Source organism: Geobacillus sp. 47C-IIb (genome assembly GCF_014679705.1).
In the GTDB taxonomy this organism is placed as follows: domain Bacteria; phylum Bacillota; class Bacilli; order Bacillales; family Anoxybacillaceae; genus Geobacillus; species Geobacillus thermodenitrificans.
In genome coordinates, this window is record NZ_CP061473.1 from 1,622,181 (window position 1) to 1,646,405 (window position 24,225).

Annotated in this window: 23 protein-coding genes and 4 pseudogenes; 11 read left to right on the forward strand and 16 right to left on the reverse strand. The window is 44.7% G+C overall.

Annotation, left to right across the window (positions count from 1 at the left end):
- Nucleotide 1: 1 nt before the first annotated feature.
- Together pdhA and IC804_RS08290 are read right to left on the reverse strand one after the other, a co-directional pair.
- Entirely contained in the window at nt 2–1,081 is a 1,080-nt protein-coding gene (gene pdhA / locus IC804_RS08285; protein WP_029761400.1) for a pyruvate dehydrogenase (acetyl-transferring) E1 component subunit alpha, read from the reverse strand.
- Nucleotides 1,082–1,155: 74 nt separating this feature from the next.
- Nucleotides 1,156–2,475 carry a dihydrolipoamide acetyltransferase family protein gene (locus IC804_RS08290; RefSeq protein WP_172437901.1) on the reverse strand — a complete coding sequence of 440 codons (1,320 nt, stop codon included), beginning with the start codon at nt 2,473–2,475 and terminating at the stop codon, nt 1,156–1,158.
- Nucleotides 2,476–3,029: 554 nt separating this feature from the next.
- Here IC804_RS08290 and IC804_RS08295 point away from each other — a divergent pair.
- The 6 genes and pseudogenes from IC804_RS08295 to IC804_RS08320 all read left to right on the forward strand — a co-directional run bounded on the left by IC804_RS08295 (nt 3,030) and on the right by IC804_RS08320 (nt 7,522).
- Nucleotides 3,030–3,416 carry an SMU1112c/YaeR family gloxylase I-like metalloprotein gene (locus IC804_RS08295; RefSeq protein WP_008880425.1) on the forward strand — a complete coding sequence of 129 codons (387 nt, stop codon included), beginning with the start codon at nt 3,030–3,032 and terminating at the stop codon, nt 3,414–3,416.
- Between the two features lie 87 nt (nt 3,417–3,503).
- Nucleotides 3,504–4,490: a Gfo/Idh/MocA family protein gene (locus tag IC804_RS08300; RefSeq protein ID WP_060476261.1), complete on the forward strand. Its 987-nt coding sequence runs from the start codon at nt 3,504–3,506 to the stop codon at nt 4,488–4,490.
- A 544-nt stretch (nt 4,491–5,034) separates the two neighbouring features.
- On the forward strand, nt 5,035–5,397 hold the full coding sequence (locus tag IC804_RS08305) for a hypothetical protein (RefSeq protein ID WP_011888272.1): 363 nt from the start codon (nt 5,035–5,037) through the stop codon (nt 5,395–5,397).
- Between the two features lie 657 nt (nt 5,398–6,054).
- Nucleotides 6,055–6,199: pseudogene (locus IC804_RS08310) on the forward strand (pre-toxin TG domain-containing protein); the annotation flags it as partial.
- A gap of 218 nt (nt 6,200–6,417) precedes the next feature.
- A pseudogene (locus IC804_RS08315) lies at nt 6,418–6,840 on the forward strand (helix-turn-helix transcriptional regulator); the annotation flags it as partial.
- A gap of 379 nt (nt 6,841–7,219) precedes the next feature.
- Complete coding sequence (locus IC804_RS08320; protein ID WP_008881307.1) at nt 7,220–7,522, forward strand: contact-dependent growth inhibition system immunity protein; 303 nt, start codon at nt 7,220–7,222, stop codon at nt 7,520–7,522.
- A 155-nt stretch (nt 7,523–7,677) separates the two neighbouring features.
- Here the strand turns inward: IC804_RS08320 and IC804_RS08325 are convergent, their stop codons facing one another.
- From IC804_RS08325 to IC804_RS18845, 4 genes are all read right to left on the reverse strand, one after another.
- The gene (locus IC804_RS08325) at nt 7,678–8,118 is read right to left on the reverse strand and encodes a DUF4275 family protein (protein WP_081157638.1); all 441 of its coding nucleotides are present in this window, start codon (nt 8,116–8,118) and stop codon (nt 7,678–7,680) included.
- Between the two features lie 389 nt (nt 8,119–8,507).
- On the reverse strand, nt 8,508–8,891 hold the full coding sequence (locus tag IC804_RS08330) for a DUF1360 domain-containing protein (RefSeq protein WP_008881309.1): 384 nt from the start codon (nt 8,889–8,891) through the stop codon (nt 8,508–8,510).
- A 221-nt stretch (nt 8,892–9,112) separates the two neighbouring features.
- The gene (locus tag IC804_RS18840; RefSeq protein WP_370543787.1) at nt 9,113–9,271 is read right to left on the reverse strand and encodes a DUF188 domain-containing protein; all 159 of its coding nucleotides are present in this window, start codon (nt 9,269–9,271) and stop codon (nt 9,113–9,115) included.
- Nucleotides 9,265–9,441: a DUF188 domain-containing protein gene (locus IC804_RS18845; RefSeq protein ID WP_255505909.1), complete on the reverse strand. Its 177-nt coding sequence runs from the start codon at nt 9,439–9,441 to the stop codon at nt 9,265–9,267. Before IC804_RS18845 ends, IC804_RS18840 begins: the two co-directional genes overlap by 7 nt.
- A 297-nt stretch (nt 9,442–9,738) precedes the next feature.
- On the opposite strand from IC804_RS18845, the gene gdhA reads away from it, so the two are divergent.
- On the forward strand, nt 9,739–11,064 hold the full coding sequence (gene gdhA / locus IC804_RS08340) for an NADP-specific glutamate dehydrogenase (protein ID WP_190300697.1): 1,326 nt from the start codon (nt 9,739–9,741) through the stop codon (nt 11,062–11,064).
- Nucleotides 11,065–11,446: 382 nt separating this feature from the next.
- Here gdhA and IC804_RS08345 read toward each other — a convergent pair whose 3' ends face one another.
- A complete protein-coding gene (locus IC804_RS08345; RefSeq protein ID WP_050772218.1) occupies nt 11,447–12,082 on the reverse strand; it encodes a TetR/AcrR family transcriptional regulator in 636 nt (211 codons plus the stop codon).
- A gap of 144 nt (nt 12,083–12,226) precedes the next feature.
- Between IC804_RS08345 and kynU the strand changes: the two genes are divergently transcribed.
- Genes kynU through kynB form a run of 4 tightly spaced genes read left to right on the forward strand, consistent with a single transcriptional unit; the run spans nt 12,227 to nt 16,529 of the window.
- Nucleotides 12,227–13,534: a kynureninase gene (kynU, locus tag IC804_RS08350; RefSeq protein WP_081157308.1), complete on the forward strand. Its 1,308-nt coding sequence runs from the start codon at nt 12,227–12,229 to the stop codon at nt 13,532–13,534.
- A 19-nt stretch (nt 13,535–13,553) separates the two neighbouring features.
- Entirely contained in the window at nt 13,554–14,993 is a 1,440-nt protein-coding gene (locus tag IC804_RS08355) for an amino acid permease (protein ID WP_081157307.1), read from the forward strand.
- A gap of 39 nt (nt 14,994–15,032) precedes the next feature.
- Nucleotides 15,033–15,875 carry a tryptophan 2,3-dioxygenase gene (gene kynA, locus IC804_RS08360; RefSeq protein ID WP_008881314.1) on the forward strand — a complete coding sequence of 281 codons (843 nt, stop codon included), beginning with the start codon at nt 15,033–15,035 and terminating at the stop codon, nt 15,873–15,875.
- A 27-nt stretch (nt 15,876–15,902) separates the two neighbouring features.
- Nucleotides 15,903–16,529 carry an arylformamidase gene (kynB, locus tag IC804_RS08365; protein WP_190300698.1) on the forward strand — a complete coding sequence of 209 codons (627 nt, stop codon included), beginning with the start codon at nt 15,903–15,905 and terminating at the stop codon, nt 16,527–16,529.
- Nucleotides 16,530–16,794: 265 nt separating this feature from the next.
- Here the strand turns inward: kynB and rbsB are convergent.
- The 9 genes and pseudogenes from rbsB to IC804_RS08405 all read right to left on the reverse strand — a co-directional run bounded on the left by rbsB (nt 16,795) and on the right by IC804_RS08405 (nt 24,029).
- Nucleotides 16,795–17,726 (reverse strand): annotated as a pseudogene (rbsB, locus tag IC804_RS08370) (ribose ABC transporter substrate-binding protein RbsB).
- A gap of 30 nt (nt 17,727–17,756) precedes the next feature.
- A pseudogene (gene rbsC, locus IC804_RS08375) lies at nt 17,757–18,700 on the reverse strand (ribose ABC transporter permease).
- Entirely contained in the window at nt 18,700–20,190 is a 1,491-nt protein-coding gene (locus tag IC804_RS08380) for a sugar ABC transporter ATP-binding protein (protein ID WP_011888299.1), read from the reverse strand. Before IC804_RS08380 ends, rbsC begins: the two are co-directional and overlap by 1 nt.
- 33 nt (nt 20,191–20,223) lie before the next feature.
- A complete protein-coding gene (rbsD, locus tag IC804_RS08385) occupies nt 20,224–20,622 on the reverse strand; it encodes a D-ribose pyranase (RefSeq protein ID WP_008881319.1) in 399 nt (132 codons plus the stop codon).
- Nucleotides 20,619–21,515: a ribokinase gene (gene rbsK / locus IC804_RS08390; protein ID WP_081157305.1), complete on the reverse strand. Its 897-nt coding sequence runs from the start codon at nt 21,513–21,515 to the stop codon at nt 20,619–20,621. The genes rbsD and rbsK overlap by 4 nt, the downstream gene beginning before the upstream one ends.
- Nucleotides 21,512–22,501 carry a LacI family DNA-binding transcriptional regulator gene (locus IC804_RS08395; RefSeq protein WP_008881321.1) on the reverse strand — a complete coding sequence of 330 codons (990 nt, stop codon included), beginning with the start codon at nt 22,499–22,501 and terminating at the stop codon, nt 21,512–21,514. Before IC804_RS08395 ends, rbsK begins: the two co-directional genes overlap by 4 nt.
- Nucleotides 22,502–22,786: 285 nt before the next feature.
- The gene (locus tag IC804_RS18555; RefSeq protein ID WP_223812920.1) at nt 22,787–22,894 is read right to left on the reverse strand and encodes a putative holin-like toxin; all 108 of its coding nucleotides are present in this window, start codon (nt 22,892–22,894) and stop codon (nt 22,787–22,789) included.
- A 350-nt stretch (nt 22,895–23,244) separates the two neighbouring features.
- Complete coding sequence (locus IC804_RS08400; protein WP_011888301.1) at nt 23,245–23,724, reverse strand: VanZ family protein; 480 nt, start codon at nt 23,722–23,724, stop codon at nt 23,245–23,247.
- Between the two features lie 2 nt (nt 23,725–23,726).
- Nucleotides 23,727–24,029, reverse strand: coding sequence for a TIGR04104 family putative zinc finger protein (locus IC804_RS08405; protein ID WP_008881324.1), 303 nt, complete (start codon nt 24,027–24,029; stop codon nt 23,727–23,729).
- Nucleotides 24,030–24,225: the final 196 nt, after the last annotated feature.

The window sequence follows — 24,225 nt, forward strand, 5'->3', positions numbered from 1 at the left end:
CTCATTTCACCTCTTTCGCTTGCTTTCGCCGTATCACTTCTTCTTTTTGCTCGGCGAGCAACTTCGGCGCCTCGCTGTACACATAATCAAACACATCCGCAATCGAACCGGACTCACTGGCGACAGCCGCCTCGTACGCGGCTGTCACTTCCTCGTTCACTTTGGCAACGAACTCCTCTTCTTTCGCATCCGTCCACAGCCCGCGCCGCTCAAGCAACACCCGCAAGCGGTGAAGCGGATCTTTCCTCCGCCATGTTTCCACTTCTTCCGGATGACGGTATTTCGTTGGGTCATCAGCGGTTGTGTGCGGCCCGAGCCGATACGTGAGCGCCTCAATCAACATTGGCCCCTCTCCGCGACGCGCCGCCTCGACCGCCTGTTTCATCGTTTCATAGACGGCCAACACATCGTTGCCATCGACCAGCACCCCCTTCATCCCATAAGCGAGCGCTTTTTGCGCGATCGTCCGGCTCGCCGTCTGTTTCGCGTATGGGACGCTAATCGCATACTGGTTGTTTTGGCAGAAAAAGATGACCGGCACGTTGTACACCGCGGCAAAATTCATTGCTTCATGAAAATCTCCTTCCGACGTCGCCCCGTCGCCGAAATAGGCGACCGACACATGCGATTCGCCTTTCAATTTTGTTGCCCACGCGCAGCCAACTGCATGCAGTGTCTGCGCAGCGATGATAATTTGTGTCGGGAAAATGTTCAGTTCTTCTGGCATCCTCTTCCCTGACAGGCGGCCGCGCACGTAATGGAAAAACTGCTCGAGCGGCATGCCGTGCGTCAAACAGACCGCCACTTCGCGATAGCTCGGGAAAATCCAGTCATCTTTTTGAAGCGCAAGGACGCTGCCGATTTGGGCTGCCTCTTGGCCGCTAAATGGCGCATATGTACCAATCCGCCCTTGCCGCTGCATGCGCAGCAGCCGCTCATCGACAACGCGTGCCCGCCGCATCGCTCGGTAGGCATCGAGCAGCCACTCATCGGAAAACGCCGCGATTTTCGCCTCATCCCCATTCCCGTTTTCGTCAAGAATTTGCACCATCTCGACGGGCAGCTCCTTTGGATCAAACATGCGATCCCCTCCCATCATTTTTTGCGACTCACAGTCTTATTCGGTTCACAAAACGAAAGTGAACTAACGGCCGCCTACCGCACATCCAGCAGCAACAGTTCCGGATTCTCCAAATAATGCGCCACCGTCCGCATAAACCGCCCGGCCGGCTCGCCGTCAATGACGCGATGATCAAACGTGAGCGACATCCCCATTATGTCGCGGATGACAATCTCATCATCGATCACAACCGGTCGCCGCTTGATCGCATGCGCGCCGAAAATCGCGACTTCCGGATAGTTGATGACCGGCGTCGCAAACCATCCCCCACCGGCGCCGGTGCTCGTGATCGTGAACGTGCTTCCTTGCAGTTCCTCAAGGCGAAGCGCCTGGCGGTGCGCTTTCTCCGAAAGCTCGGCGATCTCAATCGCCAGCTCGCGAATTGATTTTTGATCGGCGTCGCGGATGACAGGAACCAACAGTCCGGCTTTTGTCGCCGTTGCGATGCCGATGTGGTAACGTTTCTTCAGCACGATTTCGTTCGTCTCTTCATCAAGCGTGGCGTTAAACATCGGGTATTGCTTCAATGCCCTTGTCACCGCCTTAATGACAAACGGCAAATAGGTGAGTTTGATCCGTTCTTCAGCCAATTGGGCGGCTAAGCTCTTGCGGATCTCAACAAGCTTTGTCACATCGATTTCATCCATCCCGGTCACATGCGGCGCCGTATACACCGATTTCACCATTTTTTCGGCGATTTTTTTACGCAAGCCGCGAAGCGGGATCCGTTCTTCTTCCTCAGTAAGAGGAGACGGCCCAGTCGAAGGTGGCGCAAACAGCGCCTTGCTTATACGGTCGCTGACGGCATGAGAGCTGCGAGCGAAAGACGCTTCTTCGACCTTGCCGATTCCGCTCTGTACCGTTTCGGCCACCGTCACGGCTGCCTCGCGCTCTCGCACATATCGCTCCAAATCGGCGAGCGTCACCCGACCGCCTTCGCCTGTTCCTTCCACTTCCTCAATCGGGACGCCCATCTCCCGCGCCCGCTTGCGCACCGATGGCGCTGCGATCACCCGCTTGCGGGCTGGACGCGTTCCCCGATCCGCTTGGACGGTTGCCGATGTTTCCTTAAGACCAGTGCTTTGTTCTGATTGATTTCCTCTCGGTTCTCCCGCTGCTTCGGTATCTAATACAATCAGCGGCTCCCCGACGTTAACCGTGGCTCCTTCCGGCCCGGCAAGTGACATCACTTTTCCAGCCACCGGCGTCGTCATTTCGACCATAGCCTTATCCGTTTGAATTTCAGCAATTGGTTGATCGGCATTGACCACATCCCCTTCGCGGACGAGCCAACGGATGATCTCGGCTTCATGCAGCCCTTCGCCAATATCAGGAAGCTTAAACTCATAAATCACGGCCATATCCCCTTCCTTTTATTCTCAAATTGGCATTGGAAACAAACGCGATGGTGCAGCATCGATGGTGTTGCGATCATGAGGCATCACAGAGGTTAAGCGCTTACAAAAAAGTTGTGGTAAGGACTCTTTTTTTCTACAAAAATAGCAAGTGAATATTCTAAATTTTCAACCTACAAGTTTTATGATAGTATATAGGTTGTCAAGCTGTCAATATTAGGAGAGTGGACATTTTTCGCTAGTTTCGACAATCCTCGAAACCGATCTCCATTATTGCAAAATAATAACTTCTTGCCCTTACAACAAAGGCAAAGAACATCATTGAAGAACGATGATGGTCCAATCGATAGCTAACAAAGAAACATTCGTATTCGGAAGCTTTTTAGAGGAATGGTGAAAAACAACCGTTCCCCCACGCTCAGTCATCCAGCGCATTAGAGTCAAGGCTTCTCTATTGGAGAAATCTTATTGTTGGAGCACATTGCTTGTCACCATTAACCTGCCCGCTCCGTTTACCGAACGGAAAAGACGTCATAGATAAAGGAGGATTTGACATGCGTCTTACGACCATTCACCATATCGCCATCATTTGCTCGGACTATGAGCGATCCAAACGGTTTTACACTGAAATTCTTGGCTTTCGTCCCCTCCGTGAGCAATACCGTGCCGCGCGCCGCTCATACAAACTCGATTTAGAAGCGGACGGCGGAATTCAACTTGAGCTGTTCTCGTTTGAAAACCCACCCAAACGCCCAAGCTACCCGGAAGCGTGCGGGCTGCGCCATCTCGCATTGGCCGTCGATGACATGGATGAGGCGATCGCCTATTTACGCCGCCATGGCATCGAGCCTGAACCGATTCGTATCGATGAAGCGACCAACAAACGGTTCACCTTCTTCCAAGACCCGGACGGATTGCCGATTGAGCTGTATGAAAAATAGAGGAAAAAAAGCACATCGACGAAAACCAAATCTTCTCATTCGATTTATGGTACAATGATGGTCGATACCAACAAAGGGGGAAACAACATGGTGCGATTCGCGACAATCGGCACAAACTGGATCACCGAAGCGTTTATCAATGCCGCGCGCCTCGTCGATTCCTTCGAGCTCGCTGCTGTCTACTCGCGAACAGACGAAACCGCTAAGCGATTTGCCGAGAAAGTCGGGGCGCCGCGCACATTCACCGATTTACAAGAACTAGCGAAAAGCAATGACATTGACGCCGTCTACATCGCGAGCCCTAACGCGTTTCACGCTGAACAAGCGATTTTGTTGATGAATCACGGCAAACATGTGTTGTGCGAAAAGCCGCTCGCCTCCAACGCGAAAGAAGTCGAAGCGATGATCGCAGCGGCCAAGCGAAATGGTGTCGTGCTGATGGAGGCGATGAAATCAACGCTCATGCCGAACTTTGCGGCCATCCGTCAACACATACATAAACTCGGCCGCATCCGCCGCTACGCCGCGAACTATTGCCAATACTCGTCGCGTTATGATGCCTACAAACAAGGGACTGTGTTGAACGCCTTCAACCCCACTTTCTCGAACGGGGCGCTTATGGATCTTGGCGTCTACTGCCTGTACCCGATGGTCACTTTGTTTGGTAAGCCCCGCAGCGTAAAAGCACAAAGTGTGAAGCTCGAATCCGGCGTTGACGGTGAAGGAGCGATCGTGTTGGATTATGGGAATATGGATGCGGTCGTCTTTTATTCCAAAATCACCAACTCGCACTTGCCTTCAGAAATCCAAGGCGAAGACGGAAACATGATCATTGACGCCATCCATACGCCAGCGAAAATCGAAATCCGCTACCGTGATGGGCGCGTTGAGGACATCACCGTCCCACAAGATAAACCGCCGATGTATTATGAAGCCGAAGAATTTATCCGTTTAATTGAAAGCGGCAAGCATGAATCAACAATCAACTCACATTGCCATTCGCTTTGGACGATGGAAATCATGGACGAAGCACGAAGACAAACCGGCATCGTCTTTCCTGCCGACCAGCGATAAACAAAAAAGTTCCAACCCGGTCCGTATAAGATTCGGTTGGAACTCTTTTTTATTTTAAAAACAGGCGTTCCTTCTGTTTCATTGGATTTCCGTAGTTGACAGATAAGCAAAAACTACTCACATCATTTACGCCGAAACAAACAAGGAGATAGGAACCCGATTCCTTGCTTCGCATAGGCGGGCTCGTTCATGACGACACCGTCTTTCATATGGCTACACATGTTGACCTTGTTCCCATACTGAAATATCCTCTCTCTCGCTTTCATGATTCTCCTTTTGCTTACCAATATGGTAACCGTCGCATAATCTTAACCGATGGCTCGCGGCATGATTGTTGAGACAATTCCACATTCTAACAATGGAAGTCAACAGATGAAATGACCATGGGCCTTTCATATGATTCTTTCTTTATAATAATAAACGGAGGGTAAAGGATAATTTATATGAAGCGACTTTACCTAACGGTATGAAAATTCATATGAGATTAGACGCTAATGGTAAAATTTTAACGGTTTATCCAATATATTAATGGAGTGTGGAAAGTATGAAATATGAAATTAAGTTTAGGGAAACCGAAGGCGGTATTGTGGTAGATGTTCCAGATGCTATTTCTCCTGTAGCAATACTTCTAATGGGCGATATTCAAGGTAGTTGTCAACCGTGGTTAGATTTAATAAACAGAGTTTTAAGTGGCGAGTCAAATTATGAGGAAAGTACAGGTAACAATTGTACATTGGAGATTAATAAAGAAACAACAAAAATAATTGAGGGAGAAAGTGAATGTGTAATTGAAACAAATGAGTTAAAAAAGATAATAGAACTTTGGTCAGAAAAAAAGTTCGGTAAAATAAATGTTAAAATCTTGAATGGCGTTATGTTAATCACGTCTTCTGGGGCTACCCATTGACAATACTTTTTTGTCAAATAGTGTTGGTTAAACTTTTAAATGATTTTCACTTGATAAAATATGATTATCGAGTAGCTTAGCGGGATAATGTATATAAAAAGTCACACCTCCTCGTAGGAAAATTATCAAATGCAGGGGGAGGTGTTTTCTTTCCAAACTGAAAGTAAAAAGATAAGATAGAAGAAAATCCAGTCTTGTATTAATCTAAAATGATAACTAAGAATCAATTTTATACCTTGATTGGTTTAATTCCTTTCAGGGTTTCTTTTTTCGCAAGAGGGCTGCCCAGTAACGATTAGTTCAATACTTACTCAGTAAAAATTAGTAACTCCTGTAATCCTTTTATGATGTTTTACGAATAATCTAGTACGTACAACAACTTCAAAACGTTGCCCTTTTTATCCTTTATTTTATGACGTAAATAACCATAATATCATCAGCTACCACCATTTCGATTCTCCAATTCCATTCCTTTACTTTCTCCCTGCTTTGTAAATTTTCCGCAACTTTTACGTACAAAAGAACGATTGTAAAGTTGAGAGGACTACTCCAACTCGATTAACTCCTGAATGTCGATGCCCAACACTTTGCACATCGTTCTTTTCCGTTTTTTTACACTACAGTTGGTTCAGTAGCTTCCCTGTCTCGACGCTGCACCAAGCGAACCAAACGCTCGCCGACAATATGAAGGAATTGGGTTGGGAGTTTTTTCGAATGGTACGACGTGCAGCACCTATTCGGTGAGTATGATCCGGTCACTGGCGAGCACCTGTCGGCTGGAGATCGGCTACTGGCATGCGGATGTTGCTATTATGAGTTTTAATACCGTTGTACGTGAAGTTAGTCATAGTACACTTTTAAAACGCTTTACGTTAAGATGAACTATGCAAAAAACAAGAATTTCTCACTCGCAAACCAAAAGTTGCGCCTCGTGCAACCTATATCTTTACTTGAGATACATACTTAATGAATACTGGAAATAAAGAAAAGGGGGATCAATATGTTTTTTAGTGAACGGTTGAAAAAAGAGGTTGGTCACAAGCTGAACTCGCTGAAAAAATTCATGTTAGTCGACAATCAGTTTCAAAATGGGAAACTGGTAAGAACTATCCAAGTATCGAAGTAATCATTGCTTTAAGTGATTTATTCGGTATTACAATCGATGAAATGATGAGGAGTGATAAAGCATTGAAGGAAAAAATCATTCGTGATGGTAAGAAATTGGCCTATCCAAAATGGAAAGCATTCTTTGATGGCGTATTTTTATTAGGGGTATTTTTATTAGTGGCAAAACTACTGATTATAGCGTTAAATCGCTTGGTCGGCTTGGATATTATCCTTCCAGAAGGCTTACCAAAGATCATGTCCAATATCTTACCATTAGCTTTACTCATCATCGGGCGTATAGGATCAGACCAATTAAAAAATAAATACATTGATTAACAATCATATCTGAGTTGGTTTTAAAAAGGTTACCTGGTAACATAAACACTACCAGGTAACTAATTAGTAATGAACGGATGAAAAGGAAACATGCACCTAACTCCTTATGTTGCAATCCATGTATCATCAGTCTGTCACAAGGAGGTTCCTGCCTCGTAAATCGATGAGCATATGGTCAATGAATCCACAAGTTTGTCGCAGGATTAGCCTTTTCTTTTTCAAAACCTGTTCTGAAGCATCTCATTTTGATCATCAATAATTGAACAGCCAAGGGATATTCAGGAATGTGGACCGATCGCCATCAGCAAAAAAGAGAGACTCCCGTATACATCATAAAAAATACTCATCTATGGCCAATCACAGAAGGAAGCAAAGATGCTTGTTCGTCAAACATAATCCGGAAGATCCCGTTTTTCAGTTTCTCACTGGAACTTTTCATCAAGACATCGATTCGACTGAGGAGGCATTACAAGAATTCGTAACGGAAGAAAGTAAGGAATATCTCGAATCTGCGATTGTATTTTTAACGGAATTCATAAATAGCGAGCATTCAGATGATGAAAAGAATGAATACATTCAACACTGTGTAGACGGATTGTATTTTCCCTCCCTTGGACTGACTCCAATTCAATGGCTAAAAACTGTGGTAGAACAATTAAAGGAAGCCGTCAAAACAAAATAGGCAGTCACATGCTAGTTCTTCCCCAAAAGAAATGTTTGATTTTTCAAGATGTGATCCGGATGCAAGGAACTGTATACCAATCGCTGCGGATGCACTTGATATTCAGCAAACACTCGAACTTGTCAAGTACATGGTGTGGTGATGAACCATCACTCTCACCTTCGGCTAAAATAAGGGCCAAGCCATCCTCTTTCGTGCGTGATGACAAACGTCCAATTGAACTCACTGTCAACCACGTATAGATTGGCATACTCGCCGTTTTCAGTGACCAAATCTACGGCTTTCAAACCGGAAGCATCCTCCACTTTGAACGCATCATCGCTATGTTGAAAGAAAATATAGCAGCACTTTTTCTCTTCCCTATCAAACGCCGCCTCCGCTTCTTCTTCCGTTAAACAGTCTTTCGTTTCATAACTAAAAACATGCCATAAGTAACCGTTTGCCCCATCGTCATCATAAAGGGGGATGTTTCGTTTTTCTTCCGCAGTCAAATGACGGGCAAACACCTCTTCCCACTGTTGTCTCCATTTCGCCCCGAATCCGGATTGTTTGCTGATTGTGATGTTTCGACGCGCTAACTTATGAAATAACTCCATTCGGCTCCTCCCCCAAATGATTCTGATAGGCTTTTTCAAAAATCATTTTTGTCTATCCTCGTTTCATTCCTAAGTTCCTCAACCAGCTCTTGATCAATCAGTGGCTCTTATCCATTATACACACACTTAATCATCTGAATACTCTTTTCTAGTCCTGCCTATCTTGTGATCGGAGATTTGCCGCAACAAATAAGGATGGAATTTTCTTCAGTTTTCCTCTCCTTGCACATGATCTTGTTCCCCATTCAATTACGATTCCTATAGGGGGAGGGAATGGACAATCTCGCTTCATCGAGTATTTTCTCAAATTGAGAAATTCTATAGCAGCTATGTTTCCTTTTTAATCAAGAACAAGTGATGAAAGGAACTAGCTGCTTTTCACTGTTCTTCTAGTCCATCCGCTTTTTCGCCGCTGACAGCAGGTCGATCGCCTTCGTTCCGACCCCGACAAACGTCTCAAGAATCGCCTGCGCCCCTGCGATCGAAAAAATGAAAATCAACGGCATAGCGATGTTCGGAATGAAAAAATAACCGAGTGCGATCAAAATAGCGCTCCACACGCCAGCGCACCAATAACAATTCAACAAGTAGCCAAATTTGGAGGCCGGCACTTTCTTGATTTCCGTATGGCCGTCCTCACTGCGAACTTTTTCTTTTTTCATAAACGGCTCGCGCAGAAATTCAGTAATTTTGTCAAACACGATCAAATGGGTAAACCGATAGCTAGCCAACATCATCATGATGTACGTCATCCAATCAAGGTCGCGAAGCATAGCGGGTCCCTTTCTTTTGCAATCTTTTCCTTTAGTATGAACCAAGAAGCGCTTCGTTATGAACCTAGATAGATGCTGAAATCGATCGAGGGAAGAAGCGATATAGACTTTCGTGACAAAGCCATCCCCTATGGCCAGCTGAGATTAGTTCCGTTTTATCGATATTGAGGAAAAGGATTAGCAGTTGAAGAGGCTAATAAAACGGTTTGTTCACAAATTTGTCAAAATTTTATTTTGAGGTTCAAATTATTTTTCTCCTGGCGTCTTTTCGGACCTTTTGTTCTACCACCTGCACGGGGAAATTTTGCATTTTCATGCCGAAAAAATAGCAGTTGATCAACATTTTCGTCTGTAAATTCTTTTCCATTTCGATTCAACAAAAGGAAAACTTATCCAAACACAGGTCAGCCAACTCATAATCTCGAGGAATGATAAAACTATATTTTGAAACCGCATTCAATACTGAGAAATCAATGGAATCTCGCCCTTCTGACACTTGAATTATTATTGCATCCTCTCTTTCTATGAGATAAGAATTATCGCAAAACAAGAACGGTTTTATCTCATATTGAGATAAAAAAGCCCAGCAATATCAATGACTGAACAGGCATCTACATCAATCAAAACGGAGAGCATACGCCTCAATCCTTTCACCCAAAATATAGAAATTATATTATTATGATATAATTTTATTTCGTTGATTTTACCAATTTATTTTCCCCTGGTAAAAAAAATAATGATTGAATTGTAAAAAAAATCATAATACCATTTTCTCGTAAGCTTTTTAGGGGAGGGAGAACGACCATGACAACTGCCGTAAAAAAGTCCATCAAAGGCAAAAGAGTATATCGATTCTGTATATCATCAACTTCAAGATAAATACGGTTATCAACCAGAATTTTTACAAGCCGTAAAAGAAGTATTTTCCACATTAGTTCCCGTATTTGAACAACATCCAGAATACATTGAGCATAATATTCTTTCACGAATCGTAGAACCTGATCGCATCATCACTTTCCGTGTCACATGGCAAGATGATCAAAATCGAGTTCATGTCAACCGCGGTTATCGTGTCCAGTTTAACAATGTTGTCGGTCCTTATAAAGGTGGTTTACGCTTCCATCCAACAGTAAACGAATCGATCATGAAATTTTTAGCATTTGAACAAATTTTTAAAAACGCATTAACTGGCCTGCCCATTGGCGGTGCAAAAGGCGGCTCTGATTTTGACCCAAAAGGAAAATCCGATACAGAAATCATGCGTTTCTGCCAAGCATTCATGACAGAGTTATATCGTCACATCGGTCCTGATGTCGATGTTCCTGCTGGAGATATTGGCGTAGGCGCCCGTGAAATCGGTTATTTATGGGGACAGTATAAACGCATAAAAGCAATGCATGAAGCGGGTATTCTTACTGGCAAACAACCAGGTTATGGCGGTTCTTTAGTTCGCAAAGAAGCAACAGGATACGGACTCATTTACTTTGTAGAGGAAATGTTACGTGATGTTAATGATTCTCTTGAAGGAAAAACGGTGGTTGTTTCTGGATCTGGAAATGTTGCTATTTATGCGATGGAAAAAGCACAACAATTAGGAGCGAAAGTGGTCGCTTGCTCTGATTCCAATGGTTATGTTTACGATCCAGATGGCATTGATTTAAATGCTATAAAAGAAATCAAAGAAGTGAAAGGCGAACGAATGAACAACTATGTGAAGTATCGTCCAAAAGCGACCTATACCGAGGGTTGCAAAGGCATTTGGACCATTCCATGCGACATCGCTCTTCCATGCGCCACACAAAACGAAATTGACGGAGAATCTGCACGGATTTTAATTGCGAACGGAGTGAAAGTGGTCGCAGAAGGTGCGAACATGCCTTCCACTCCTGAAGCAATCGATGAATATTTATCCAACGGTGTATTATTCGGACCTGCGAAAGCAGCCAATGCAGGTGGGGTGGCCACTTCCGCATTAGAAATGGCACAAAATTCAAGTCGCATCTACTGGTCCTTTAATGAAGTCGACGAAAAGCTGCGTGACATTATGAAACACATTTATCAAACAAGTAAAGAATGCGCAGAAAAATACGGTTCCCCTGGAAACCTCATGGTCGGTGCGAATATTGCCGGATTTGTCAAAGTTGCTAATGGAATGATTGCTGAAGGAGTCTAATGTTCATTTGATATGGGGGAGTTTTTACAAAGGGGGTCATCGATAAAACGGCAAAAGCCAATTGAAATGGGCTTAAAAGTTCATTTCAATTGGCTTTCTTTTTGTCTATTGAAACCGATTTATCAAATATGGTTCAATCCGTCGCTAAGAGGTTTATGGATGAACGAAATACATACACATGAGCCAGAAACGTTCAATCTCCTTTTCACCATATGATTACATTCCAAAAGAATCGCTCGCTGCATCATCGAAAAAAATTTCCTTTCCTTCATTGAGCGCGCGGTTAAACATATCGCCCGCCCCAGTCGTATCGACAACCGGAACGTGGGAGCTTAGGATGAGCTCCTCTTTTTAACTAACAACAAAACAAGTGAATAAACCGTCATCGATACAGCCCTTCCGTATACACCGCAGTGATCGTCCGAGCAATTTCCTCTATGGAACATTTACGATGATGACCACGCACAATGTCCCATAAGTACATTTCATTCGTAAAAAACCAACCACGCGCCACTAATTCAGGATTTAATTCCGTCCTAGCGAGTCCTTTGCGTTGGGAATAAGAAATATCTTGAGAAATTCGTTGGACAAATCGCTCACGGATTTCTGCCCATTTCGCCGATACGGCTTGGGAAACACCAATAGCTTGCTCGAATACCTGTAACATATCGCGCTCCGCTTCCGCCATTTTCAAAAATGAATACGCTTGACGTTGAATCATCTGCTGTGCTTCCTCCTTTGATGTAGGAAAAAAGGGAAGCTCAGCGATTTGATAAAACTGCCCCATCACATCCTCCATCAACGTAATCAAAATATCATCTTTCCCTTTAAAGTAAACGTAAGCCGTACCATACCCTACCCCTGCCTTTTTGATAATTTGAGTGACAGTGGTATGATGGAATCCCTCTCGGATAAACACTTCCCGTGCTGCTTGCAATATTTTTTGGCGTGTGGCCGCGGAACGCATATGACGACGATCGACTGTTTTTTTATGCTCCACTGTATCCCTCCTTGCCATCCTCCCTTGCTTACTAGCATAAGGGGTATCCAATCAAAATGAAAGAAGAAGACAAAAAACGAACAACAAAATATAATATTTAAAAAATTTAATAATTGACATCATGTCAACTTTTTATGTAAAATTTTTTTAACATCTCACCGAATGGAACAGGAGGTTATATTCGTGAACAGCACAGCCCTGGAACCTACATTAGAATTCGCTCGAAAACTTGACCAAGAAGACCCATTACGTCATTTTCGCGATGAATTTTACTTACCGCCGAATTCCATTTATATGGATGGCAACTCACTAGGTCTTCTTTCCAAAAGGGCGGAAAAAACACTATTCACCATATTACAAGATTGGAAATTGTTAGGGATCGATGGGTGGACAAAAGGAACCTATCCATGGTTCGACCTATCGGAGAAGATAGGAGCTATGTTGGCGCCATTAGTCGGTGCTTCACCGGAAGAAGTGATTGCTACAGGTTCTACCACTGTCAATTTGCACCAGCTAGTTTCTACCTTTTACCAACCAGAAGGAAAGAGGACAAAGATTTTAGCTGATGAATTGACCTTCCCATCAGACATTTATGCGTTGCAAAGTCAGCTTCGTATTCACGGTTATGATCCCAGCACTCATCTGATTCGAGTGAAAAGTCGTGATGGGCGTTTTTTGGAAGAAGAAGATATTATTGCAGCCATGTCCGAAGACGTTGCCTTAGTTGTTTTGCCGACTGTGTTATACCGCAGTGGTCAAATTTTGGACATCCAACTTCTGACTGATGAAGCACATAAGCGTGGCATCTTGATCGGATTCGATGCTTGCCACTCCATTGGAGCCATTCCGCATTCATTTAGCGAATGGGGAGTTGATTTCGCTTTTTGGTGCAACTACAAGTATATGAACGGGGGACCTGGCTGTGTCGCAGGACTCTACGTCCATCGTAAACATTTCGGTTCAGCACCTGGCTTGGCTGGATGGTTTGGCTCGAAAAAAGATAAACAATTTGATATGGAACATACATTCACCCCTTCCTTGACGGCTGGAGCTTATCAAATTGGAACTCCACATCTTTTGAGTCTAGCTCCTTTGATTGGATCCTTAGAAATCTTCCAAGAAGCCGGAATTGAACGGATTCGTCAAAAGTCGTTGCAACTGACTAATTACTTGATGTACTTAATCGAACAAGAGCTTTCCCATTTCGGCTTTATCATTGGCAATCCGAAAGACGATGTGCGCCGTGGAGGACATATTAGCTTGGAACACGAGGAAGCTGCCCGCATTTGCAAGTCATTAAAAGAAAATGGTGTCATTCCAGACTTCCGAGCACCAAATATTATTCGCTTAGCGCCTATTGCTTTGTACACATCTTATGAAGAAGTATGGAACGTTGTACAAATTATGAAGAAAATCATGCAAGAGAAACAGTATAAGAAGTTTTCCAACGAGCGTGAAGTAGTCGCCTAAATATAAGGGGGGAGAGAGAATGGCCAAGCAAAATCATGATACGCGTAAATCGCAAGAAAAGGACACCGGGTTACATCGTGAATTAAAGACGAACCAACTAACCATGATCGCTATGGGATGTGCCATTGGTACTGGGCTGTTCCTTGGGAGCGGCCTTGCTATTCAAACGGCGGGACCTAGCGTTTTACTTAGTTATGCCATTGGCGCTTTCATTGTATTGTTGTTGATGGGGTGTTTAGCTGAAATGACGGTCGCCCATCCAACATCAGGTTCTTTTGGAACCATTGCTGACCGGTACATCCACCCCTATGCAGGTTTTATCGTCCGCTATTCGTATTGGATCGCCAATGTCCTCGCCGTAGGGGTGGAAGTGAGTGCCATTGCCGTTTATATGAGATACTGGTTTCCGCATACACCAGGGATCGTATGGATTCTACTATTTGGAGGCATTCTCATTTACGTCAATGCTACCAACGTCCATACGTTTGCTACTTTTGAGTACTGGTTCTCGATGATCAAGGTGAGTGCAGTCATCCTTTTTATTCTCCTTGGAACGTATGTTATATTCGGAGCATCGGAACAATCTGGAATTGGGCCTGCCAATTTCGTCAATGATGGTGGATTTCTCCCATTTGGCTGGTGGGGAATGTGGGTAGCTATTTTTATTTCCCTATTTAGTTTCTTAGGAACAGAAATGATAGCGGTTACATCAGGTGAAGCAAAGGAGCCCGAAGTTGCCGTTCCCAAAGCATTAAAAGCAACGGTTTTTCGTTTGTCTACTTTTTATGTACTCACGCTCGCCATCATGTTGATGATCGTTCCGTGGAAAGCAGCAGGAATTGACAAAAGTCCTTTTGTGAAAGTAATGGAAATCTTAAACATCCCTGGTGCTTCCGGTGTGGTAAATTTCATTGTTCTCACTGCGGCGCTATCGGCCATGAATAGTCAGTTATATGCATCAACGAGAATGATGTTCTCATTGGCGCAAGAAAAGTATGCTCCCTCTTTCTTTGCTGAGGTGAACAAAAAAGGAGTCCCGATCAAGGCATTACTTATTTCTACTGCTGGAATTGCCATTTCAGCCATCGTTTCAGCTTTTCTTCCTGATACATCGTATACTGTCATGATGGGTATTTCGATGTTTGGGGCAATTTTCACTTGGTTTATGGTTTTTGTTTCCCATCTCTTTTTCCGAAACAAGTGGAATCAAATGAATGGTCGACCATTGCCCATCAAAATGATTGGATTTCCTTACTTAACCATTTTAGGTGGCGTATTATTACTCAGCTTGATGATTACGACATGGTTTACACCATTTAAAACGATGCTGCAATTCGGAATTCCTTGGTTACTGTTGCTATCCATTGCGTATGTCCTTTGGAAAAGGGTTCATACCACATACCATAACGCAACTCCTTCTACACCATCCGATGAAACAGTCACTAGCGCGAATCAATGATCGTATCAATCGACCATTCTACGAAAAGGGTGAGAACATATGCAAAATAAACAAAATCAATTCGAACTGGAGAAAGGCATTCATACAGATTTCCAAGAAGAAATGTCGTACGCAGGCTATCTTCAGCTTGATAAAATTTTATCGAGTCAACAGCGGTTATCTAATCATCATGATGAGATGCTATTTATCATTATTCACCAAACAAGTGAACTTTGGATGAAACTCATTTTACATGAAATGGAAGCCGCTATTCAATGTATTTTAGATGACGATTTAGAACCATCCTTTAAAATGTTTGCCCGTATCTCAAGAATCCAACAACAGCTCATTCAATCATGGAGCGTCCTTTCGACGCTGACTCCGTCAGAGTACATGGAATTTCGTGAATGTCTAGGCCATGCTTCCGGGTTCCAGTCTTATCAAAACCGTTTAATCGAATTTGCACTTGGGCAGAAAAATGCACATGTTTTGCCTGTTTTCCAACACGATCCGGAAATTTATGAAAAGATGACAAGAGCACTCCACTCCCCAAGCGTGTATGACGCAGCGATCAAAGCATTGGCCGTCCGGGGGTTGCCTATCGATGAAGACGTTCTTCATCGAGATTACTCACAAACCTACCAGCCAAATGCTAGCGTGGAAGAAGCATGGTTGACGGTATATCGAAATGTTGATCGATATTGGGATTTATATGAGCTAGCCGAAAAGCTAGTAGATATCGGCAGCCAACAACAAACATGGCGTTACATGCACATGAATACAGTGGAACGAATTATTGGCTACAAAAAAGGAACCGGAGGATCATCGGGCGTCTCCTACTTAAAAAAATCGCTCGATCGCTCGTTCTTTCCTGAGCTATGGACATTAAGAACAAAACTATAGATTCAGAGAACTTCAGGAGGCAAAATGATGAATCCATGGATCGATATCTCCCAACGACTTGATGAGCATATTCCAGTATGGCCAGGCGATACACCTTTTTCCTATCGCACTCGTTGGAACAAGGCGGAAAGTGGATCCGTGAATGTGGGCCAAATCACGATGAGCACACATACAGGCACACACATTGATGCTCCCTTTCACTTTGATAATGAAGGAAAGAGAGTCATCGATCTTGATTTAAATATCTATATCGGACCTGCCCGTGTAATCCATCTTTCAAATCCGAAAAAAATCGGGATCGATGAATTGCAAACGATAGATTTACATGGAGTGACGCGCTTATTAATCTACACGGGGGCATGGACGAATCGGACAACATTCCCTGAAACTATTCCCTATATTGATCCGCCACTCGCTCCATACTTGAAAAAATATGGAGTTCGTCTGATCGGGATCGATTTGCCCTCTGTCGACCCGTTAACAAGCAAACAATTGCCTGCCCATCACGAATTGCATCGTTGTGGAATTCATATTTTAGAAGGGCTCTTGTTAGACCATGTTTCCCCTGGGGACTATGAACTAGCGGCTCTTCCTCTCCCCTTAGTCAATGCCGATGGAAGCCCTGTGCGGGCGGCATTACGAAAGATGGGATAAAACCATACAAAAGCATTGGCTTGTTGCTTCGCGTCGGTCGAATACCCATGTCATACAACATGAAAGGTGATGGGCCCCAAAATATGTCTGCCTATCTTCGAGAGAGCCCTCACGGAAGCGCTCAGCATTCAAAAGGGGGCTAACTCAAAAGGCTGTCTGCTCTCCGGTGAAACAACAGATATAGTGATTCGTCCGGCACGTATATGCAAAATGAAGAGGGTGTCTCGTTGCTTTGGAGACACCCTCTTTATGTTTCCAACCGTTATTATTTTTGAACCAACTCCAGCGAAATCGGGATAAATTCGTCCACTTTCTCTTCTTTGTGAACACTGATTGCTACTTTTACCGCCTTTTCACCAATTAATGCTGGTTTTTGGGCGATGGTCGCCGCCATTTTGCCTTCTTTTACCGCTTTGACCGCATCATCAGTAGCATCGAATCCGACTACAAGAACATCGTCCATTCCGCGCGCTTGCAACGCCTCTAAAGCTCCTAAGGCCATTTCATCATTATGCGCAAAAACCGCTTGAATGTCTTTATGGCTTTGCAAAATGTTTTCCATAACCGACAAGCCTTTAGCCCGGTCAAAATCGGCTGCTTGTTTTGCCACTACTTTTATATTAGTTGCTTTGTCAATCACTTTGTGGAATCCTTCTCCGCGTTCACGGGCTGCGGACGAACCAGGAATCCCTTCTAGTTCTACAACATTCCCTCCATTTTTCAAGTGTTCAACAAGAAACTGTGCCGCCATTTCTCCGCCAGCCACGTTGTCTGAAGCAATGTGAGCAACTACTTCCCCACCACTTGCACTGCGATCCACTGTAATCACTGGAATGTTGGCGTTATTAGCTGACTCAATGGCTGAAACTACTGCACTGGAATCTGTTGGGTTTACAAGCAGTATGTCGACATTTTGTTGGATTAAGTCCTCAATGTCGTTAATTTGTTTCGCCGAGTCATTTTGGGCATCGACGACAATTAGCTCAGCCTCTTCGTCTTTTGCAGCTTTTTCAGCTCCTCTTTTAATGTGACAAAGAATGGATTATTGAGCGTTGAAATCGATAAACCGATCTTTACTTCTCCATCTTCTTGCGTTTTCTCTTTGTTGTCCGCGGCATTGTTTTGATCCAGTGAACATCCAGCCAATACGGCTCCTGCAAATAACACAGCGGTAAACAAACGAAATGCCTTTTTCATTTTGACTTCCCCCTTCATTTGGTTTATAGATCAAGCTTCTTTGCGGCGATCTAACAACACCGCAAGAAGAATGACCGCCCCTTTTATCACTTGTTGATAGAACGATGACACGTTCAACAAATTTAATCCATTATTCAACACACCAATAATGAGTGCGCCGACTAGTGTACCGAAAATCCATCCTTTTCCCCCAGATAAACTTGTACCTCCTAAGACAACAGCGGCAATTGCATCCAATTCATACGCTGTCCCCGCTGTCGGCTGTGCCGAATTCAGACGGGATGTTAAAATGAGACCAGCTAAAGCTGATAACGTTCCAGTTAACGCATACACGTAGATTTTGAGCCGATCGACACGCAAACCCGATAACCGACTCGCTTCCTCATTCCCACCAATCGCATACGTATGACGGCCAAATGTCGTCTTTTTCAATACGACATACAAAACGATATAAACAACAAGCATCAATACAATCGGTACAGGAACACCAAAGAAATAACCACGTCCCATCATCTGAAACATGATATCATCGGACGCAAATCCTGTAATCGGACGACCATCCGTATAGACGAGTGTTAACCCGCGAAAAGCGGTCATCGTTGCTAATGTCGCAATAAACGGTGCAACCCTCCCTTTCGTAATGATGATTCCATTTAGCACCCCCATTACCGTACCTGATAATAAGCCGATTAAAATGGCCAAAAACCCATCGACACCTTGAGCCATTAAACCTGCCGTAATAGCGCTTGACAGCGCTAACACAGAACCGACTGATAAATCGATGCCGCCTGTTAAAATGACAAAGGTCATACCAAAAGCGATCAATGCATTAATCGACACTTGGCGCAACAGGTTCAGCCAATTATTCATCGTTAAAAATCTTCACTTAGTATGGACAATACGATGCATAATAATGCTAAACCAATAAGGGGCCCAAGCTTTTTTACATCCCACTTTCGCTTCGCTTCCATCATCAATTCCCCCCTGTCGCTGCACGCATGACGGTTTCCTGATCCAACTCATTGTTCTCTAAGATGGCTTGAACTCTTCCTTCGTGGATCACCATGACACGATCACTCATTCCTAGTACTTCAGGAAGCTCGGAAGAAACCATAATGATTGCAACACCTTGCGCAGCTAGTTCATTAATCATTTCGTATATTTCTTTCTTCGCGCCCACATCGACGCCACGTGTTGGCTCATCCAAAATAAGAATCTGAGGATTCATTGCTAACCATTTTCCGAATACAACTTTTTGCTGATTTCCTCCGCTTAATGCTTTCACCGCTAAATCAGGTGAAGAAGTTTTGATATTCAACCGCTGAATAAAGGACGACACAATATCTCGTTCTTTGGATGACTGAATGAATCCCGCTGTCGCCAATTGTTCCGACTTTGGCAAGGTTAGATTCTCATGAACGCTCATATTCAAGATGAGTCCTTTTTGTTTTCGATCTTCGGTAATCATTGCAATGCCATGTTCCACCGCTTGGCGTGGAGAACGGATGTGCACGGGGCGTCCGTCAATATATATATTTCCTTCATCGAATGGTCTAGCACCAAAAATTGCTTCCATTATTTCCGTTCGTCCCGATCCCATCAGCCCCGCCACACCAAGCACCTCACCAGCTCGCACAGAAAACGATACGCCCTCAAATACTCCCTTTTTCGTCAGCTGTTCAACACGCAATCGTTCTTTCCCGATCGTGACACTCCTTTTTGGAAAGCGTTCCCCAATTTGTCGTCCAACCATCATTTGAACAATTTCATCAAAATTCGTTTCTTCAATCCGCTTCGTCCCAATGAACTGGCCATCACGAAGAACAGAAATCCGGTCGCAGATGGTAAAAATCTCTTCCATCCGATGAGAAATGTACACAATCGCAATGCCTTGCTCTTTCAATGTACGAATGATGGAAAATAAGGCCTGGATTTCCCGCTCCGTGAGTGCTGCTGTCGGTTCGTCCATAATGAGGCACTTGGCATTCGTCGAAATCGCCCTAGCAATCTCGATCATCTGCTGTTTCCCGACCGATAATTGGCCGGTGAGTTCTCTCGGGTGAAGATCCATTCCTAATCGTCGCAAATAGGAGGCCGCCTGTTTTTCCATTTCTTTATGACGGATGATACCCGTCCTCCCAATTTTGGGCTCACGCCCAAGAAAAATGTTTTCTGCCACCGTCAATGTCGGAATAACGTTCAACTCTTGATGAATGACAACAATTCCATCCTGCTCTGCCTCTTTCGGATGGCGGTAATGCACTTCGCGCCCATTGACAACAATCGTTCCTCCATCCCGCTCGTAAATGCCCGTCAACACTTTGATGAGCGTTGATTTTCCGGCTCCATTCTCACCCATTAACGCGTGCACTTCACCAGGAAGCACTTCAAAATCAACGCCGTTGAGAACGGTATGGGAACCAAATGATTTTTGAATTGACCGCATGTCAATCAAGGGCTTCATCGATTCTGCCCTCCTTTTCTTTCAGACATTTTCCTATGAAAAGTTCACACCAGAACGAAGAATGATATTGGCATAAGGAGTTGCCTCCCCTGTACGAATCACTGCTTTCGCCTGTTTTGTCATTTCCTTAAATTCTTCATGTCGAACAAATTGAATAGGCACATCACTCATTCTTGCTTTGATGCTTTCATACACATCTGGATTTTGGGTTTTGATTTCCTCAGCTAGTACAATCTCTTCGACTACCAACTCATTAATTACCGCATCCAAAACGGATAAAAAGGGCGGAAATCCTTTGACAAGTGCTAAGTCAATACGAGCCTCTTCGTTTGGAATCGGCAGCCCACAATCAGCAATCACGATCGTATCGGTATGCCCTAGCGAAGCAAGCAATGTGTTCAATTCTTTATTCAAGATCCCATTCTTTTTCATCCTTGATTCCCTTTCTGTTTAGCTAAAAATGATTCCACATCCTCTCGTGTCGGCATCCCAGCCTGCGCTCCGAGCTTGGTGACCGATAGCGCTGCGGCCGCGTTGGCAAACCGGCACGCTTCATCGAGCGGCTTCCCTTCCGCCAGCGCAACGGCGAGCGCGCCGTTAAACGTATCGCCCGCCCCAGTCGTATCGACAACCGGAACGCGGAAACTCGGGATGAGCTGTTCCTGTCCATCCTGCCAAATGCGCACCCCTTTGGCCCCTTCGGTGACGATCAGTTTATTGACAAACTTGCCCTCGTCTATCCCAGCAAACAGCAACGCGCGTTCATGTTCGTTTGGCGTTAGAAAATCGACCTGCTCGAGCACTGACGGCGACAGTGGCTGCGCTGGAGCCGGGTTAACAATGACACGCACACCATGGCGATGAGCCAACGAAACGGCCCGTTCGACAACCGGAATCGGAATTTCCAATTGCAATAGGCAAACATCGCTTTGGGCGATGATCGACTCGCACTTGTCAAGATCTTCTGGAGTCAAGGCATGGTTCGCCCCGGGCACGACGATAATGCGATTGTCTTGTTCAGAAATCGTGATCGAAGCAATGCCGGTATGTTCATGTGTAACCGGTTTCACATCCTGGATAGAAATGCCTTCGTTTCGCAATGAGCGAAGGAGCTCCTTTCCGAATGTATCCTCGCCAACAGCGCCAATCATCCGCACGTTAGCACCAAGGCGAGCGGCTGCCACCGCCTGATTCGCCCCCTTGCCGCCAGGAGTGGTGAGAAACTGTTTACCTAAAATCGTCTCCCCCTGATTCGGAAAGCGGGCAGCCACAGTTACTAAGTCCATATTGATACTGCCGATCACAGTAATGATAGGCTTGTTCACATTTGTTCCCTCCTTGACGTGGATTGCCGTACAATCAATTGAACCGGAAGTTGGTAATGAAGTTTTTCTAGTGGTTTTCCTTCGATTTGTTTGATTAAAATTCTTGCTGCGATTGCCCCCATATCGTAAATAGGCTGAGATACAGTTGAGAGCTCAGGGGTTGTCATTTCCGTCAGCGGGATGCCATCGTAACCAATAATCGCAATATCATCGGGAACCCGCAACCCACATTGTTGAACCGCTTTCAAAGCACCCACTGCCATCGCGTCATTGCCGGCAAAAATTCCGTCGATCTCCTGTTGGGCCAAAGCCGCCATCACTGCTTCTTTTGCCTGCTTGAGCTGGTAGTTCCCCTGAATCACCAACCGCTGCTCCCAAATCCCTAACTCCATCATTTCATCTTGATAACCACGAAAACGTTCAACGGCGTTCACCACATACATAGGCCCTTGAATATGGGCGATGCGTCGACACCCCATATCATATAAATGTCTAGTCGCTAAACGAGCCCCTCGATAGTTATCAACAACCACGGACGGATACTTCTCATTGAATGGACGATCTAGCACAACAATGGGAACATCCCATTCATCCACTTCATCCGGCGTCAATTGATTAGTTGTCAAAATGACACCGTCCACATATTTTTGCTTTAACACCTCGATGTATTCCCGTTCTTTTTCGGCTTTCTCATCGGAATTGCATAGAATAACCGTATAGTCATAAATATTCATCACATCTTCTACAGCGCGAACAAGTTCCGGGAAAAATGGGTTCGTAATATCAGGGACAATGAGCCCAACCGTTTTTGAGGTTTTTTTAAACAACGCCCTCGCCACTTCACTCGGCTTATAGTTCAGCTCCTTCATCGCCCGTCTGACGCGTTTCTCCGTTTCCTCATTCACGTACCCATTTTGATTTAACACGCGTGACACGGTGGCGACAGAGACGCCTGCACGCTTTGCTACATCACGAATCGTTGCCATTGTTAATTCCTTCTTTTCACTTTATGTAACCGGTTACACAAAGTATACATGATTTTGACTAAGCCATCAAGCATTTTCTTATCCCGAGAATACTTTTGAACATACGCGTCAGTCATATTGTGATTTTGCGCACGTATGGTTATAATAAAGGTGGAAAACATACGATAAAAGCAGGACATTGGCAGCCACCAATGTCCTGATCGACACGCACGGCTACTGCAAGAAGTGCAGTGGCCCAGAAGCAAGCAGGAGTAACCCACCCTTACCTAGGCCGAGCAGGGTGGGTTACTTCTCTTTTGACACCACAATGACTGCCACGACAAGCGACGCAAAGGAAATCATTAGCGACAACGCCTCCGCAACAGTCATCAATCCAGCAGCACCCCCTTTCATCAAGGGAGTGGCCACTGCCCACCCTGCGTAAACCGTGCATATGTATTATACCACGTCCGCTCTTAGCAACAAATATGTATTGGGAAATTCAGGACGTTTTTCCATAATACAAAAAACTCCTTGCCTGACGCAAGGAGTTTTCTTTGCTATTCTTTTTCCCATCGTTCACTCGCTTCATCCGCCCGTTTGGCGGCCACCATCATGCTCATGATGACAAGCATCACGAATGAACCAACAAACATTCCAGCAACAAACGCGGCCATGGGCATCTCTCCCTTTTCTCCGAAACTGGTTATTTATCATTCTTTCCTTTTTCGTCTCGGCCTATACATGGGGAGAGTTTGTTATAATCATATGCCGCGATGGAGCGAACGATGCCTTGCTTTCAGCCAACGGCGACAAACAAAGACAATCACCAACGCAATCAGCGCCCCGCACGAGTCGATCACGACATCTTTCGGCGTCGCCGTCCGCCCAGGTTCAAACGATTGATGCCATTCATCCGTCGCCGCATAAGCGGTCGCAAACAGCCAAGCACCGATATACGACGCCCGCCTCGGGAACAGCGCTCGCCAGACCAACACAGCCAAAATGCCGAATTCGGTCAAATGCGCCGCTTTACGAATAAGGAAGTTCAAGAAAGAAGGACCTTCCTCCTCCCCACCGCCAAACGGCAAATACGAGAGAATCACTTGCAGAACTTGAGCGGTATTCGCTCCAGTGAACCACGAAGACTCGCTAAACGTGTAAATGACTAGACACCAAAGGATGACGGGAAGCCAGCGGGAGAGAAGATCCTTGATTTTTTCACGTGTTGAATCTTTCTGCATGGTTACCAAAGCGGTTCCTCCTGATTAGATAACTCGATAAAAAATGGTTGTATCATCAATGATAAGAGCGTACCCATTACCATCAGGGCAATCGCTGTCAATAGTGAAACGTTAAACGAAAGACTGAGAAAAAGGATGAGCGGTGACACAAGATTGAATACTCCATTCCTTCTTCTCGATCTAGCACTATAATATTGCTTATTTTGACAGTATGGACACATCAGCTTCGTTCCCAACGTAAACATCCTACAAAAGGTTTGCCGCCATGTCCATTGTTTCTTACAATGTTGACAAATAGGCATCATTGCACACTCCTCTCATCATTTGATGAATGGGTTTCATCGATGGATTTCCTTTTATCTTCTTAGGTTCACGAAACGAAGTATTCCAATAAAAAACATGTTTTCAATATGCTATCTATAATACCATTTTAATCATAATGAAAAGAATCTCCACTCCCGTGGCAACCGTTAATAGGCGTCAATCTAGTCACCGCTATAA